The organism is Fructobacillus evanidus (genome assembly GCF_963580165.1).
Taxonomy (GTDB): domain Bacteria; phylum Bacillota; class Bacilli; order Lactobacillales; family Lactobacillaceae; genus Fructobacillus; species Fructobacillus evanidus.
The window spans coordinates 131,241-145,454 of the sequence record NZ_CAUZLM010000003.1 but is presented as its reverse complement, the minus strand read 5'-3'; the positions used below and the strand labels follow the sequence as shown (position 1 = coordinate 145,454).

At 42.9% G+C, this 14,214-nt stretch carries 13 protein-coding genes; 2 read left to right on the top strand and 11 right to left on the bottom strand.

The genetic code is table 11. From position 1 onward, the window contains the following. Positions 1–110: 110 nt before the first annotated feature. On the bottom strand, positions 111–272 hold the full coding sequence (locus AABI08_RS03060; RefSeq protein WP_203617951.1) for a hypothetical protein: 162 nt from the start codon (positions 270–272) through the stop codon (positions 111–113). A gap of 119 nt (positions 273–391) precedes the next feature. Here AABI08_RS03060 and AABI08_RS03055 point away from each other — a divergent pair, with 119 nt between their 5' ends. Further along, positions 392–1,942: a multicopper oxidase family protein gene (locus AABI08_RS03055; protein WP_338343796.1), complete on the top strand. Its 1,551-nt coding sequence runs from the start codon at positions 392–394 to the stop codon at positions 1,940–1,942. A gap of 97 nt (positions 1,943–2,039) precedes the next feature. On the opposite strand, the gene AABI08_RS03050 is transcribed toward AABI08_RS03055, so the two are convergent. From AABI08_RS03050 to AABI08_RS03010, 9 genes are all read right to left on the bottom strand, one after another. Then, on the bottom strand, positions 2,040–2,861 hold the full coding sequence (locus AABI08_RS03050) for an oxidoreductase (RefSeq protein ID WP_338343797.1): 822 nt from the start codon (positions 2,859–2,861) through the stop codon (positions 2,040–2,042). Positions 2,862–2,865: 4 nt separating this feature from the next. Beyond that, positions 2,866–3,774 carry an alpha/beta hydrolase gene (locus tag AABI08_RS03045; RefSeq protein WP_338343798.1) on the bottom strand — a complete coding sequence of 303 codons (909 nt, stop codon included), beginning with the start codon at positions 3,772–3,774 and terminating at the stop codon, positions 2,866–2,868. Between the two features lie 172 nt (positions 3,775–3,946). After that, the gene (locus AABI08_RS03040; RefSeq protein WP_338343799.1) at positions 3,947–4,765 is read right to left on the bottom strand and encodes a MetQ/NlpA family ABC transporter substrate-binding protein; all 819 of its coding nucleotides are present in this window, start codon (positions 4,763–4,765) and stop codon (positions 3,947–3,949) included. Next, the gene (locus tag AABI08_RS03035; RefSeq protein WP_338343800.1) at positions 4,762–5,928 is read right to left on the bottom strand and encodes an amidohydrolase; all 1,167 of its coding nucleotides are present in this window, start codon (positions 5,926–5,928) and stop codon (positions 4,762–4,764) included. The genes AABI08_RS03040 and AABI08_RS03035 overlap by 4 nt, the downstream gene beginning before the upstream one ends. 373 nt (positions 5,929–6,301) lie before the next feature. After that, positions 6,302–7,243, bottom strand: a complete 942-nt coding sequence (locus AABI08_RS03030) for a metal ABC transporter substrate-binding protein (RefSeq protein ID WP_338343801.1) — start codon at positions 7,241–7,243, stop codon at positions 6,302–6,304. A 64-nt stretch (positions 7,244–7,307) separates the two neighbouring features. Next, positions 7,308–8,156 carry a metal ABC transporter permease gene (locus AABI08_RS03025; protein WP_338344202.1) on the bottom strand — a complete coding sequence of 283 codons (849 nt, stop codon included), beginning with the start codon at positions 8,154–8,156 and terminating at the stop codon, positions 7,308–7,310. Then, positions 8,149–8,892, bottom strand: coding sequence for a metal ABC transporter ATP-binding protein (locus tag AABI08_RS03020; protein ID WP_338343803.1), 744 nt, complete (start codon positions 8,890–8,892; stop codon positions 8,149–8,151). The genes AABI08_RS03025 and AABI08_RS03020 overlap by 8 nt, the downstream gene beginning before the upstream one ends. A gap of 352 nt (positions 8,893–9,244) precedes the next feature. Continuing rightward, positions 9,245–9,757, bottom strand: coding sequence for a GNAT family N-acetyltransferase (locus AABI08_RS03015; RefSeq protein WP_338343804.1), 513 nt, complete (start codon positions 9,755–9,757; stop codon positions 9,245–9,247). Between the two features lie 167 nt (positions 9,758–9,924). After that, positions 9,925–11,952, bottom strand: a complete 2,028-nt coding sequence (locus AABI08_RS03010) for a glycosyltransferase family protein (RefSeq protein ID WP_338343805.1) — start codon at positions 11,950–11,952, stop codon at positions 9,925–9,927. A 235-nt stretch (positions 11,953–12,187) separates the two neighbouring features. Here AABI08_RS03010 and AABI08_RS03005 point away from each other — a divergent pair, with 235 nt between their 5' ends. Next, positions 12,188–12,940, top strand: a complete 753-nt coding sequence (locus tag AABI08_RS03005; RefSeq protein WP_338343806.1) for a DUF1003 domain-containing protein — start codon at positions 12,188–12,190, stop codon at positions 12,938–12,940. A gap of 86 nt (positions 12,941–13,026) precedes the next feature. Here AABI08_RS03005 and AABI08_RS03000 read toward each other — a convergent pair whose 3' ends face one another. After that, on the bottom strand, positions 13,027–14,202 hold the full coding sequence (locus AABI08_RS03000) for a pyridoxal phosphate-dependent aminotransferase (RefSeq protein WP_338343807.1): 1,176 nt from the start codon (positions 14,200–14,202) through the stop codon (positions 13,027–13,029). Positions 14,203–14,214: the final 12 nt, after the last annotated feature.

The window sequence follows — 14,214 nt, the reverse complement described above, 5'->3', positions numbered from 1 at the left end:
CCCTTTAATTAATAAAAAGCCCACAGGATTTTCAACCATGCGACGATTATGAAAGCGGACATGACTCAGAATTCTTTGGGCTTTTTAGCAAATGTTCAACGTGTTCCCGTTTAGCACCCTTTTTGATCAAAGATAATGCTATAGAGCGATTGAACAAACATCCCACCGGCCATGACATACATAGCCAACATATCCTGCATGTGCATGAGTAGATAAAAAGTGTAAATCCAAACACAAGCCATGACAAAGTGAAAAATACGATTACGCGTCATTGTTACTTCCTCCTCCTTTAGCGGCTACTGATTGACCGCCTAAATTAAGCTTAGCACAATTGTTAGAAAAAACGACCCGGGTCTTGTATACTAAGAGACAAATAGAAGGAGGAAGTATCATGTCGACAGAAGAAAAGCCTGTTTACCAGGATTACTTTTTTAACGAAACAGCTTATGACTATCATGATGGCGGCTACGTCCCTTTAGAGGTTTACGATGCACCCCGCGTACCACTAACAATTCCTAGTATCTTGAAGCCCGATCGGGAAACGGATACGGAGGTCTGGCTGACAGTTCATGCCCAACCAGGCGAAACACAGATTTTACCCGGTGCTAAAACCAAAACCTGGGGTTACAATCAGAGTTTATTGGGGCAAACTATTGTTTTTCGTAGCGGTAAAACCTATCACGTTACGCTAAAGAATAGTTTACCTGAGTTAACAACTTTCCACTGGCATGGCTTGGATGTGCCCGGTCCCTTTATCGATGGTGGTTGTCACGCACCAATTTATCCCGGTGAGGAAAAAGAGATTACTTTTACCGTCAACCAACCGGCCGCAACCACTTGGTTGCACGCCCATCCTTGCCCATTAACCGGTTGGGACGTCTGGCATGGCTTGGCCGCAATGGTCTACGTTGAAGATGACCATGAAGACAGCTTGGCCTTGCCACACAACTATGGCGTTGATGATTTGCCAATCGTCCTTCAAGACCGCCGTTTTCACGAAGACAACCAGTGGGACTATGATGCCGACTATGATCCCGATGGAACCGCTGGCCCAACGGCCCTCATCAATGGGACGGTTAACCCAAACTTTGACGTGACAACCCAAAAGTTGCGCCTACGATTTTTGGATGGTTCGAACCGACGAGAGTGGCGCCTGCACCTTTCAGATGATTTGATGATGACGCAAATCGCTTCCGATGGCGGTCTCTTACCAGAGCCGGTTCAGATGACCAAGTGTATGCTAACTTGTGCTGAGCGAGCAGAGTTTATCATCGACTTTAGTGGTTACAAGGCCGGCGACCAGGTAACGCTGTACTCGGATGACACGCCAATTCTGATTTTTAACATCAAGGATTTTGTGACTGACGAAACAACCTTACCGGACAAATTAGCGGAAATCAGCTACCCAGATGTTGATCCGGATGCACTCGTTCACCAGGTTGTCTTGGCCGGAACGGATGAGGAAATCACCATTAACGGTTTAAAGTTTGGGATGATGCGCATCGATGACCGCCAAGAAATCGGTAAGACGGAATACTGGGACATTACCAATACCAATGATTGCTGCGGTGGGATGCTTCACCCCTACCACATGCATGGTGGCTCCTTCCAGATTGTTTCCCGCAACGGTCAAGCTCCCTACCCAAACGAACTCGGTTACAAGGATACTGTTGCCGTCAATCCCGGGGAAACCGTTCGGATTAAGATGAAGTTCAACTTCGCCGGTGTCTTTATGTACCACTGCCATATTATCGAGCACGAGGATGGTGGCATGATGGCGCAGATGCAGGTTTACACGCCAGAAGAGCCAGAAAAGAAGTACGATTTAATGGCCATGGATACCCTAATGAATGCCTTGGCAGAAGAACGCGGTTGCGCCGTCGAAGATTTACAGATTAAGAGTCTGGATTCATACAAAAAGATGGGCATGGATATGTGTTAAAAGTTGTCCATCAGAATTTATAAAGGGCCTCAGCGTGTATGTACGTTGAGGCCCTTTTAGTATATTTACGGTGATTTTTGATTCAATCAGTTCTGATTTAGCCTCTCACAACGTGGCGCATCAATGCATCAAACCATCGTGCTGGCAGGATGGTGCGCAAGAAGACCAATGGCTTGGCTGCAAAACCAAGCAAGTAACGAGCTCGAGGCTGTTTCTGGTTAACAATTTTCACCAAGGTTTTTGCAATCAAGATTGGCTGGGACAATAATCGGCCCTGGTACTGCTTTTTCATGCCACCGGCTGTTTGCCGGGCAGCCCTCTCGTATGGACCACCAGCCGCTGAAGAGGCCAGATGATCAGCGGCAATCAGTCCCCAATCCGTTTTAATTAGGCCGGGCTCGACCAAGACGACGTCAATGCCAAATGGCTTTAGCTCCATTCGCAATGAATCACTAAAGCCCTCTAAAGCAAACTTGGTGGCATGGTACCACGCACCAAAGTAGCTGGCCATTCGTCCGGCCATCGACGAGACGTTGATAATCCGTCCGGACTGTTGTTTTCGCATTGTTGGCAAAACTAATTTGATTAATTGGGCCAAGCCAAATAAATTAACATTGAACTGACGTTTGGCCTCCTCGAGAGCCACATCCTCAACAGCACCATACGAACCGTAGCCCGCATTGTTAATCAATACGTCAATGCGTCCTTGGTCAGCCAAAATGGTCTCGACCGCTTGTCGGCAGGATTCTTCATCGGTCAAATCGAGTTTGAGGGGCTGAACCCCAACTTTTTCTAAGTCGGCGAGTTTCTCGACTCGACGGCCAGCACCATAAACGATGTGTCCTTGTTCTGCTAATAATTGGCTGGTTTGATGACCGATACCGCTAGTGGCACCGGTGACAAGAATTACTTTGGGCATTCATTTATCTTTCTTTGATTAATTGGACCATTTGTTGAATGGCGGCCTTTCCTTCTGGAATCGGAATTTCAGGAAAATCATGGTACATTTCTGGGTAAATGGTCGTGTGCACGTCCCAACCGCCATCATCAGCAATCTCCTGAAACTTCACGGCATCAGGATGCAAGACATCATAAGTACCCGTAATCACGTTAATGGCTGGCATGTTGGCAAAATCAGCATAGAGCGGGCTAATTAATGGATCATCCAAATCAAGCTCACCCTGGTAACCGGCAGCCATGATGTCTAAGACAGCGACTTCTAACATCGGGTCGAAGGGTTGCACTACCTTCATCTCATGGTTGGTATCGCTGATATCAAACCACGGTGAAATCAAGATCAGCTGTTTTGGCAAGGCAAGTTTTGCATCACGTAACTGTTGCAAAAGAGACAACGCCAGACCGGCACCAGCTGAATCACCCATTAGCACAATTTGATTGACATCAATCTGTTCCTTTTCTAGCGTTTCCAGGAAAGCATCCTTGGTCCATTGAATGCTTTCTTGTGCCTGGTGCTGAGGCGCCTTTGGATAAATTGGCATGATAATTCGATGTTGTGTTTGGTCGGCCAACTTTTTCAGCAAACGGTAGTGCATGATTGAAGGTTGGTCCCAATAGCCTCCACCGTGGAGGTAAAAAATGAGTTGCCGGTCGTCTACGTACTTCGGACTGATTTCTAAAACATTATTACGACCATTATATTCTGTCGCACCAAACAGTAACCGGTTCAAAAAGGCCAATCGATATGGTTTTTGGCTGGCAATAACCGCCCGTTGATAGGCCCTCTCGTTTGTTAAATCAGGTAGGACATGAAGACCTTGCAAAATGTACTTCATCAGACGTCCGGTTGTGCTTACTTGTCTTTTTTGGGCCATTTACATTTCTCCAGTCATGAATCGTGTTGCCAATTAACTAGCAAACAGAAATCTTACATAAACCTATTATAGCGGTTAAACCAAGGATGACTCAAATAAAAAGAAGTCAAAACTCGTGACGAGGTTGACTTCTATTAAAACGGATCCCTTGATTTTAGGGAATCGAACCTAGTTATTGTGGGATGACCCAATAGTTGTCATCATTATGCTTCTTCACATAATTGGCAAACTCCTTTGATTCGTAGGCCTTTTGTACAGCCTTTGCCCACTTGGTGTCTGCATCCTTTTTCGTCGTTGTCGCTACCAAATAGTAATCGCTTTGAATTTTTTCTGCTACCAACATCTTCTTTGAAGAGACCTTGGCATTATAGGCAACAGAACCAGGAAGAATCACATAACTAAAGTCATTGGTTACCCGAGGAATTGTTGACGAATCGATTTCCTTAAAGTTCAAATTGTACTTATTTTCAACAATATCATTTTTGGTCGCCGTAATTGGGTTCACGCCGGAACGCAGCTTAATCCAACCCGCTTTTTCCAGTAATTGATAAGCCCGTGCCGTATTGGATGGATCATTTGGAACCGCAATCGTATCGCCATCACTAACGGATTTCAAAGAGTGCTTTTGTGCAGGATACAGTCCCATCGGAACTGTTGGAATCTTTGTCAATGCCGTCAATTTGCCATTCTTTTCCTTATTAAAATTATTCAAATAAGCGGTGTGTTGATCAACATTTAAATTAACTTGGCCCTCATTCAGGGCAATGTCGGCATTTAATAGGTTAGTAAAGGACTTGTTTTCAACCGTGTAACCCTCTTTTTCCAAAATAGGTTTCACGCCCTTTAAAAAGAGTTCGCTGTAAGGACCGGGTGAACTTGCTAATGTAATCGTCCCTTTTTTATTATTTGACTGGTGCGGATAAAAGGACCAAATTCCAGCAATCACAATCAAAACTAGAATCAAACCGGTCAACCAATATCTTTTTTTCATGCTTCTTCTCCCTTTTCAGCAAAGTAATCTTGTAACCGCAAAACTGACTGATAGTACCAGGTGATGGCGGTTTCTAACCCCGCATCATCTAAGATTAAATCAGAATGGTGCAAGCCTGAGTTACCACCACTGCCAATTTCTGCAAACACACTGGGAACTTTACTCGTATAAAAAGCAAAGTCCTCACCACCAGCTGATGGCGGGAAGTTTACCAAATCAGCATGGTATTGGATATTTTCGGCTAGAATATCCGTCAAGATTGGGTCATTTTCGAGCACTGGCGGACCAGGAATCCACTCAATTTCTGCTGAAATGCCATACGCCGCCGCTTGACCATTAATAATTTGGTAGAACTGCTCTTTGGCTCTAGCACGGTCATGGTCTCCAAAGGTACGAATTGTTCCTTCAAACCAGGTACTATCAGGAATAACGTTCCATGTCTGCCCCCCTTCAATATGGGTAACCGATAAAACACTTTGCCGGTAAGGATTGAGCGAGCGGCTAACGATACTTTGTAAAGCCGTGACGGTACTAGCCAATGCTAAAATGGGGTCAATGTTTTCATGCGGCTTGGCAGCATGACCACCAACGCCCGTTAACTTAACAGAGAATTGGTCAACAGCCGCGTTGCGGCCACCATTCCCCACACTGATTTGGCCAACGGGTAAGTTCGGGTGATTGTGATAACCGACAATCACGTCCACGCCTTCTAAACCGCCACTTGCGATTACTTGCTCTGCGCCAACATGCGTTTCCTCTGCTGGCTGAAAAATTAATCGTACCTTTACAGTCAATTTGTCTGCATTTTCTTTAATCTTTTCAGCGGCTCCTAGTAAAGAAGTAAGATGAAAATCATGACCACAGGCATGCATGGTACCGGCATTTTCAGAAGCAAAATCGAGGTTCGTTTGTTCTTGAATTGGTAGCGCATCAATATCGGCTCGCAAAGCGACTGTGTGTTGCGCGTTTTCTGGGCCAATTTCAGCAATAACGCCAGTTTGTAAGGCTTTTGGGGTGATAATTGTATAGCCCAAATCAGCTAAGTAAGCCTTAATTAATGCCGTTGTCTGATATTCTTGGCTCGAGAGTTCTGGATGCTGATGAAAGTAGTGTCGTATGGCACTCAAATCAGTAATTGTTTCAGTTGCAGTAGTTAATTTCATTGATGCTCCCTTCTCAAAACAAAGAAAAAAGGACTAGTATCCACCATTTCTGATAGACACTAGTCCCCGACATAAAGAACTAAAATTGTTACGATAACAATGTTGTGCGAATCCAATGATGGTTCTCAAATATGGAACATAACGTTCGACAATAAATGAGAACCAAACACCAGATTAAGTACTCATTTATTGTTTCAACATTCGAGAACAGCACATTTGCATCATCATCGTTATTTTTCCGCCCTTTTTTCTAATATTGCTTTAATAATAGCATTGAATTTTAATTTGTCAACTGATTAGAACTATTTTATTTTTATCAGCTCTAACAGGCTGTTCGTACAATTGGCTTCCCAAGCCTATCAAGCCACTGATTTTACTTTGACAGACCTTCTGAAATCTTGTCCAAGTTCCACTTCATCATGCCATAGTAAGTATCGCCGGGCTTACCTTCTTTGGCTAGTGAATCTGTATAAATCTTAGCGTAAATTGGCAAACCAGTTTCCTTAGAAACCTTGTCCATTGACTTTGGTGATACAGAACTTTCAACAAAGAGAACAGGTACCTTGGTTGCGCGAATCTTTTCCAAAACAGTCTTCATCTGTTCTGGTGTACCTTGTGACTCGGTGTTAATTTCCCAAATAAAGGCTGGTGTGATGCCATAGGCTGCCGAGAAGTACTTAAAGGCACCTTCGGAAGTCACCAAAAGCTTCTTATCAGCTGGGATATTGTTAAACTTGGTCTTGGCACTTTGGTCTAACTTCGTCAGCTTTTCAATGTATGCAGCAGCATTCTTTTGGTAAGTACTCTTATTCTTTGGATCCTTTTCAATCAAAACCTTTTCAATGTTTTGGACATACTTAATCCCGTTTTGTATATCTAACCAAGCATGGGGATCCATTTCATTTTCTTTACCGGCGTCCGTCAAATGCTTAGCGGCAACACCATCCGAGACAGCAAAGACTTGTTCATTGGCCTTCTTACCAGCATTTTGGTACATCTTTTTAAACCAACCAGACCCACCGGTTTCCAGATTAAAACCATTGTGGAACAAAACATCGGCTTCCTGTGTTGCCTTCACGTCTTGTGGCCGTGGTTCGTACTCATGAGGGTCAGTTCCGCGGGGAACAATCGTGTGTAACTTAACCTTGTTGCCAGCAACTTCTTCAACCATGTTTCCAATAATTGAGTTTGTCGCAATAACCTGTAATTTACCGCTTCGACTAGTTTTACCTGTCTGACTCTCATTGACAAAGTAAAAGACACCCGCTAACAACGCCAGCGCTGCCAGCCCAACAATTGTTAATCGCTTAATCATATTCAATTTTCCTCAATTCTGAATGCGCTTATATCGCTTTTATCATCTTCTTTCACTACAAATTTTAGTTCACTACTCGCTTTTTAATTAGAATGCCCTGCTTTGGCGAAAAGAGAAAGGCCAATAAGAAGAACACGGCGGCAGTCAAGACAATTGCCGGACCGGAAGCCCAGTTAAAGGTAAAGCTAAAGTACAGTCCAATGACGGATGCAAAAACCGAAAAGGTCGCTGCAATCATAATCATGGATGACATCTTATTTGTTAATAAGTAAGCTGTTGCGGCCGGTGTAATCAGCATCGCCACAATCAAAATAATTCCAACCGTTTGCAGTGCGGTCACGGTTACTAACGTTAAAATCAGCATCAAGCCATAATGCAAAACTTGCGTTTGCAAGCCATAGGCTCTAGCAAAGGTATTATCAAAGGACGTAATCAACAATTCCTTGTAGAAAAGCACGACGAATAAGACAACCACCACTAACACAATGGCTGTAGTAATCAGGTCTTGGTCAGAAACGGCCAAAACATTTCCAAATAAGATGTGGTGCAAATTCGTAGTTGATTCCGCCATTGAAATCAGGATAAAGCCGAGTGCGAAAAAGGAAGAGAAAACAATCCCAATTGCGGTATCATTTTTTAAATTCGACTTCATCGTCACAAAGCCAATCAACATGGCGGCCAAGAGACCAAAAATTGAGGCTCCAATCAACAGATTGATCCCAAGCATGTAGGCAACTGCTACCCCTGGCAACACCGCGTGCGAAATGGCATCGCCCATGAGAGACATCCCACGCAAAATAATAAAGGAGCCAACAATTCCAGACATGATACCGACGAGTACGGCGGTAATCAGGGCTGTTTGCAAGAAGTTATACTTCATTAAACCATCAAGAAAGAGCGTAATACTATTCATGGGCAGCCTCCTCTTCATCAAAAAGAATGCTCGACAGGTCGCCGCTAAAAGCGGTAGCAATATTCTTTTTCGTAAACACGGCCTGTGTTTGACCTTGGGCCACAATCCCGTGGTTAATGATGACAAGGTCATCAAAGTAAGTCGTCACCTTGTTCAAATCATGGTTAACGACGATAATTGTTTTGCCGGCAGCCCGCCATTTTTTCAAAATGGCCATGATGTCGGCTTCTGATTTCATGTCAATCCCAACAAATGGTTCATCCAAAATAATGACATCGGCATCTTGGACAATTGCTCGAGCCACAAAGACTCGTTGCAGCTGACCACCGGATAATTCGCTGATTTGTCGCTGACTAAATTCAGCTAGCTTAACGTCGGTTAAGGCTGCTAGAGCGGCCTTTTCCTCTTTTTTTCCAGGCACTTTAAAGAGACCGAGGTTCGGATAGGTCCCAGTTAAAACCGTGTCCAAAACGTTAATTGGAAATGTCAAATCGAGGGCAGCTCGTTGTTCAACGTAAGCAATATGCTTGAGTTGTTTTGCAATCGGTTGGTCTGCTAAAGTAGCCGTTCCGGACTGCTTGCTGGTCAACCCTAAAAGCCCTTTAATCATCGTTGACTTACCAGCGCCATTAGGACCGATAATCCCGGTGATTTTTCCAGGTTCAAATTGAATTGACAGGTTCGTGAAGACGGGAGCGCTATCGTAAGCGACCGTCATATCGCGGACTTTGATCATAATCTTTTGCTCTCCTAATGCTAGTCAGCATATAATCGAGTATTGATTTTAAAATATTTTGTTCTCAGCCTAAAACTTTTTGCACGCAAAAAAGGCGCGTTTAAAACCTACAGTCGAAGTAGTGCGTCGTAACATTTACGTTTTTATTTTTTGAAATTGATGAACTATCAACTGGCTGCTTCTTGGCTGACACAGCTAGTTGATAATCCCCAACTACCTTTCTAGAGTATCATGGTTATTTAGAACAATCAAACAGAAAAAAATTCATATATTTAAATTAATTTATAATTTTAAAACGCTTTTATGCCGTTTTTTCAGCATAAAAGCGTTGACTATCGAATAAATATTAAAATTAAATGACTGAGGTTTCCTGCCCCAGTATTTTCATCGAACCTAAATAATCGGCAACGGAACAATCCGAATTACTCGTCAACAGATGAAAGTCCCTTTCCATATTGTGAGCAATTTTTTTAGTGTCAATAAAACCATTTTTCAAATAAAAATGATAACGGGCCTCACGTTGCTGCTGGTTATCGGCATCCTCCAGCGTACTTTCAGATTCCAGAATAATCCCCTTTGGATAACGTTCTTTCAAAGCTGATAGTATTTTGCCACCAATCCCCTGGCCACGAATTGATTGATCAACAGCTAAATAAAGGACAAAGGCTTTCTCCTTTAAGTCAACGAAATAAGCAATCCCAACATTTTGTTCGCCATTAACAAGCACTACCATTTTAATCTGATCATGATCGGCTTCTTTTTGCTTTAACTCTTGAAAATCAATTTGTTCGCTTGCAGGAAATGCCTCACGATAGATTGTTTGCCAATAATCATGATTAGTCTGATTTAGCGGGATAAATTGCATGTTTTCTCCTTTGTTTTTGATAATAAAATAAGTTAACTTATCATAATAAAACCTATTTGAAAGCATTATGTAGAATTAGAATAGCATGGATACTTGACGCCGTCAAATACAGCAAAAAAAACACTCCCCTTGAAATTTGGGGAGTGGCTGACTTAACAACGGTCAAATTACCGGAGCACTGGTTGATTATTCACATCCAGAAGCTCAAACGGCTTCCGATCATAAATATCCATTTCATACGGCAGATAATAACGTTTGCCATCAATAGTCACGCTCGAGCCATGAAAAAGCTGCTTGTAAAGTGTCGGTTGCCGATACAAAATCAGTGGTCGCCTAGCTTTGGTCTCATCGCGTTGAATAATAACCTCAATCTTCTGGTTAGCCGCAAAGTGTCTCACTAAAACATAGTGACCGTTCATCGGTGTCAATTGCTGACCGGTACTAAGTGAAACACTTTGACCAGATTCGGGACGGATATCGACTTTTAAGACATTAACCGCCTCTGGCACTGGCAGTGAAAAACGTAATGCCGCTGGTGCCTTTACAGGCTGCAAGATGGTTAAGCGGATTGGATATTCCATGTTTCCATAGGCCATACCGGGAATGCTTTTTGCTGAGGAAAGTGTCAACCCTAAGAAAAGAATGCTCGTGACGGGCAAAATCAGGAGTTTTGTCCAATTAACATTTGCTTTTGGCCGAACAATTTGTAAAGCGGGCAAGCGCTGGACGCCCCCCACCATGCCAATCAAGGTTACTACTGGGTAGAGCATTGGCAAAAAGTAGCGTGGTTCAACTTCCCAGATAAAAGTGTGAAAGAGCGTCAAACCGATGGCTGCGATACCAACTAAATAAGAAAAGACGGTCTGAACTGTTGTGATTGGCTGGTCTCCATAAGGCTGCCAAACTTTAATCAATAGTTGGCTGCCCGCCAATAAAACAGTTGTCGTGGCAACAATAGAAAAGAAGGTAATCAGCATCATCTGATGGTGAAGGTAAAATCCTGGTGCCTTAGCATAACCACTGGCATAGCGGCCAAAACCAAAGAGCGGCGTTCCGAGCAAAGTCTGCGATTTGTCTAATGCTAATTTGAACCAGCCGCCAAGACCAAGCATTTCTAGCCGATCCTTGATTGAATCTGTAGTTAAATAGGTCTTATTTTCGAACTTGCGCTCAATATCAAGGCTCTCATCATTGAAATCATAAGCCCCCTTGCCACTCGAACCAAGTGGGTTGAGCCCCATGTTAATCCAATGAGTTGCTGGTAAGGCAATCTTTTTCTGTGCACTTTGGCTGTAGCCATTTGAGCTAGCAATTGACTTTGTCGTCACTGTTGCCGTGATGACTCCTAAAGCGAGGGAACCGGCAATGGCCACCACCCGCCACTTTTCAGACATCTTCAAGAAAAAAGTCATGAAAATCAGGACTGCTACCGCCGGCAGCAAAATCACCATATTAGGCTTAATAGCGTACAGCAAACCATAAACGATAATCATGGCCAGATTTGCCCCCACTACTACCAATCGTCGTTGACTTGTGAGGACAATCGCCACTAAATAAAAAACAACCGTGGTACAAGAAATCGCCCAGGTGTCCGTATAGGTCACCATATTGGGGTAAAGGTACATCACTGGGTAAAAAAGTAAGATGACAGCCGTCAAAGCAATCGCCTTGATATTTTTACTTAAGCGCCAACTCGTCAGCAAGGTGAAAATTGTCACCATAGCTAACAAGAAAAAGTTCATCAGTCGCAACGCCAGTTGAATAGAGAGACCAACTGACTGGGCAAAGGCCATCACTTTACTAATTAAAACAGTAAAGAAAACGAGGTTGGGATACACATAAAAGTATTCCTGACCTCCATCAAAATTGCTGTGCCAATTCTGATTGCCATGCAGGAGTTCGGTTGCCTTAATTTGGACGTTCAGTGGATCTGAAACATCGTTAATTTGAAAATGAAGGGCAACGTAGAGTAAAAGTAAAAGATTGAGGACGGTACAAAGCACCGTAATACCCAGCAAAAATGCTGGTTTTTTTACAAAATTAAGATGCGTAATTGCCGAATAGCCGGCCATCAGAGCCGGAATCAACAGCAAAATCGCAATCAGATTTTCAAGGTGTTGGTTTAATGCCTGATTTAACAGTAACAATACAATAAAAGCAGAAAAAGCAATTTGAAAGCTACGCTTAATAAACATCAATTTTCCTCAAATTCTCGCCTCATCCGAAAGCGGAGTTCTTAACTAGATTATAGCATTTTTCTGCTAATCAACTGCTCATGGGCTTAAATTCTGTTGTTTAAATTTTCTTAAATTAGCTGCTTGTTCAGCCTGTCAAATTGTTACTATGTTAAAATAATACCAATGAGCACGTATTAAAGAGCGACGTTCTGACATCGTTTAGTGACTTAATACATATTAGAAAGGCTGAATCATGAAAAAAAACGAAAAAGTACAGGTAAATGATGCACTCTGGTGCCTGGTCGATCATCGCGAATACGACTTGATTGATGGTAACTTTATCCATGAGCTGGACCCATATATCGCAAGCCTGATTCAAAAAGACTACCCAAAGGCTGCTAACAATAGCTTTATTTGTAGTGAGCACCTCGTGCGTTACCGGCTACAAAAAATGGATAAAATGATTAACGAGGATTCACACAAAAATCGGCAAATTAATGAACGAATGACGCGGTTAATGTCCAAAGACAGTTATCGTGTGATTGATGTTGAAAAGCAATTGGAAACCACGTTAACATTTGGCCAAAAAGTAGCCGATGCCGTTGCCCGCTTTGGTGGTTCGTGGCCCTTTGTAATCACCTTTATTGGCATCATCATTGTCTGGATTTTCATTAACTCCGTTCACCTCTTTGGCCTCCACTTCGATCCATTCCCATTCATTCTTTTAAACCTCTTCTTGAGTATTATTGCTGCCATCCAGGCACCCTTAATCATGATGAGCCAGAACCGGTCAAGTACCTATGACCGAATGGAATCAAAAAACGATTACCACGTCAATTTAAAATCCGAAGAAGAAATCAGAATTCTCCACTCAAAGATTGACCACCTTATCCAGCAAGACCAACCGAATAATATGCAGATCCAAAAAATGCAAATGGAGATGCTTGCTTCGATTAATAACCAGCTAACAGAGGTCCGTAAACAACAAAAAGATGAAAAACTATAAGTTTACTTATTAAAAAAGAGGCTCCCTTAACAATCATTAAGTGAGTCTCTTTTTTAGATTGCACAACATTTACGTGAGTCTAATCTTTAGTTAGTAAAAAAGCTTTTGAAGCGTTGAATTGCTTTTGTCAGGTCTTTTTCTGATTTGGCATAAGACAAACGCAAGTACCCGGGCATCCCAAAGCCTTCCCCGGACGGTACGGCTACGAGCTGCTCTTTCAACAATGCCATAGAAACCTCATTGGTATTCTGGTAACCATGCTTTTTCATAAAATCAGGGTCAATTTTAAAGAAGATATAAAAAGAGCCTTCAGGTTTAAAGGGAATACTGATATTTGGAATATTTTGCATCGCCGTGTACATATAATTCAAGCGATTTTCAAATGTCGCCTGCATCTTTGAGACGCTATCTTGAGGACCATTCAAGGCCTCGATGGCTGCATACTGAGCAGCGGCAGTCGGATTTGAGGTCAGATGGCCCAAAATTTTATTCATCGCTTGAATAATCTGACTATCTGCCAGGGCCCAACCAATCCGCCAGCCGGTCATAGCATAGGCCTTGGAAACGCCGTTAATCACAATCACTTGGCTATTTTTGAGTTCTGTTAGTTCGAGAACTGAATGAAATTGTGTTTGACCATAAACAAGTTTCCCATAGATTTCATCCACCAGCAGGTAGACGTCATGTTCTTTCGTCCAATTAACGATTGCCTGCAGTTCATCAACGGTGTAAACCGCCCCACTTGGATTATTTGGTGTATTTAAAATTAATAGCTTGGGTGTTTGTTCCAACTGATTTAATTGCTCGATTGTAATTTTAAAATCAGAGTCTTCTGTTTGCACCACTTGCATAGTGCCACCGGCCAGTTTTACCTGCTCCGAATAACTAACCCAGAACGGTGCCGGAGTCACAACGGAATCACCAGGGTTGACTAAAACTTGCATCAAAGTAAATAGTGCTAATTTTGCGCCCGTTGTCACGGCAATTTGATCCGAATCAACGGTGACACCGTAGTCTGCTTTTGCTCGCTTTGCGATTGCTTGTTTTAATTCGCTTAAGCCACTAGTGGCCGTATAAAAATCAGTTTGGTGGTTGTTAATTGCTTGAATGGCTGCTTCACTGATATTATCGGGTGTTTGGAAATCCGGCTCCCCCTGACTAAGGTTGACGACATCTTCTCCAGCTGCCAGCATTTCCTTAGCGGTTTTTCCCATCGCTAATCTTGGTGACGCTGCAATTTCATTGACACGGTTGGCTAACATTTTTTCTCCTTC

Bases quoted from the DNA above. Each gene is read 5' to 3' on its own strand.
- AABI08_RS03060 (WP_203617951.1), bottom strand. From the start codon at position 272: ATGACGCGTAATCGTATTTTTCACTTTGTCATGGCTTGTGTTTGGATT.
- AABI08_RS03055 (WP_338343796.1), top strand. From the start codon at position 392: ATGTCGACAGAAGAAAAGCCTGTTTACCAGGATTACTTTTTTAACGAA.
- AABI08_RS03050 (WP_338343797.1), bottom strand. From the start codon at position 2,861: ATGCCCAAAGTAATTCTTGTCACCGGTGCCACTAGCGGTATCGGTCAT.
- AABI08_RS03045 (WP_338343798.1), bottom strand. From the start codon at position 3,774: ATGGCCCAAAAAAGACAAGTAAGCACAACCGGACGTCTGATGAAGTAC.
- AABI08_RS03040 (WP_338343799.1), bottom strand. From the start codon at position 4,765: ATGAAAAAAAGATATTGGTTGACCGGTTTGATTCTAGTTTTGATTGTG.
- AABI08_RS03035 (WP_338343800.1), bottom strand. From the start codon at position 5,928: ATGAAATTAACTACTGCAACTGAAACAATTACTGATTTGAGTGCCATA.
- AABI08_RS03030 (WP_338343801.1), bottom strand. From the start codon at position 7,243: ATGATTAAGCGATTAACAATTGTTGGGCTGGCAGCGCTGGCGTTGTTA.
- AABI08_RS03025 (WP_338344202.1), bottom strand. From the start codon at position 8,156: ATGAATAGTATTACGCTCTTTCTTGATGGTTTAATGAAGTATAACTTC.
- AABI08_RS03020 (WP_338343803.1), bottom strand. From the start codon at position 8,892: ATGATCAAAGTCCGCGATATGACGGTCGCTTACGATAGCGCTCCCGTC.
- AABI08_RS03015 (WP_338343804.1), bottom strand. From the start codon at position 9,757: ATGCAATTTATCCCGCTAAATCAGACTAATCATGATTATTGGCAAACA.
- AABI08_RS03010 (WP_338343805.1), bottom strand. From the start codon at position 11,952: ATGTTTATTAAGCGTAGCTTTCAAATTGCTTTTTCTGCTTTTATTGTA.
- AABI08_RS03005 (WP_338343806.1), top strand. From the start codon at position 12,188: ATGAAAAAAAACGAAAAAGTACAGGTAAATGATGCACTCTGGTGCCTG.
- AABI08_RS03000 (WP_338343807.1), bottom strand. From the start codon at position 14,202: ATGTTAGCCAACCGTGTCAATGAAATTGCAGCGTCACCAAGATTAGCG.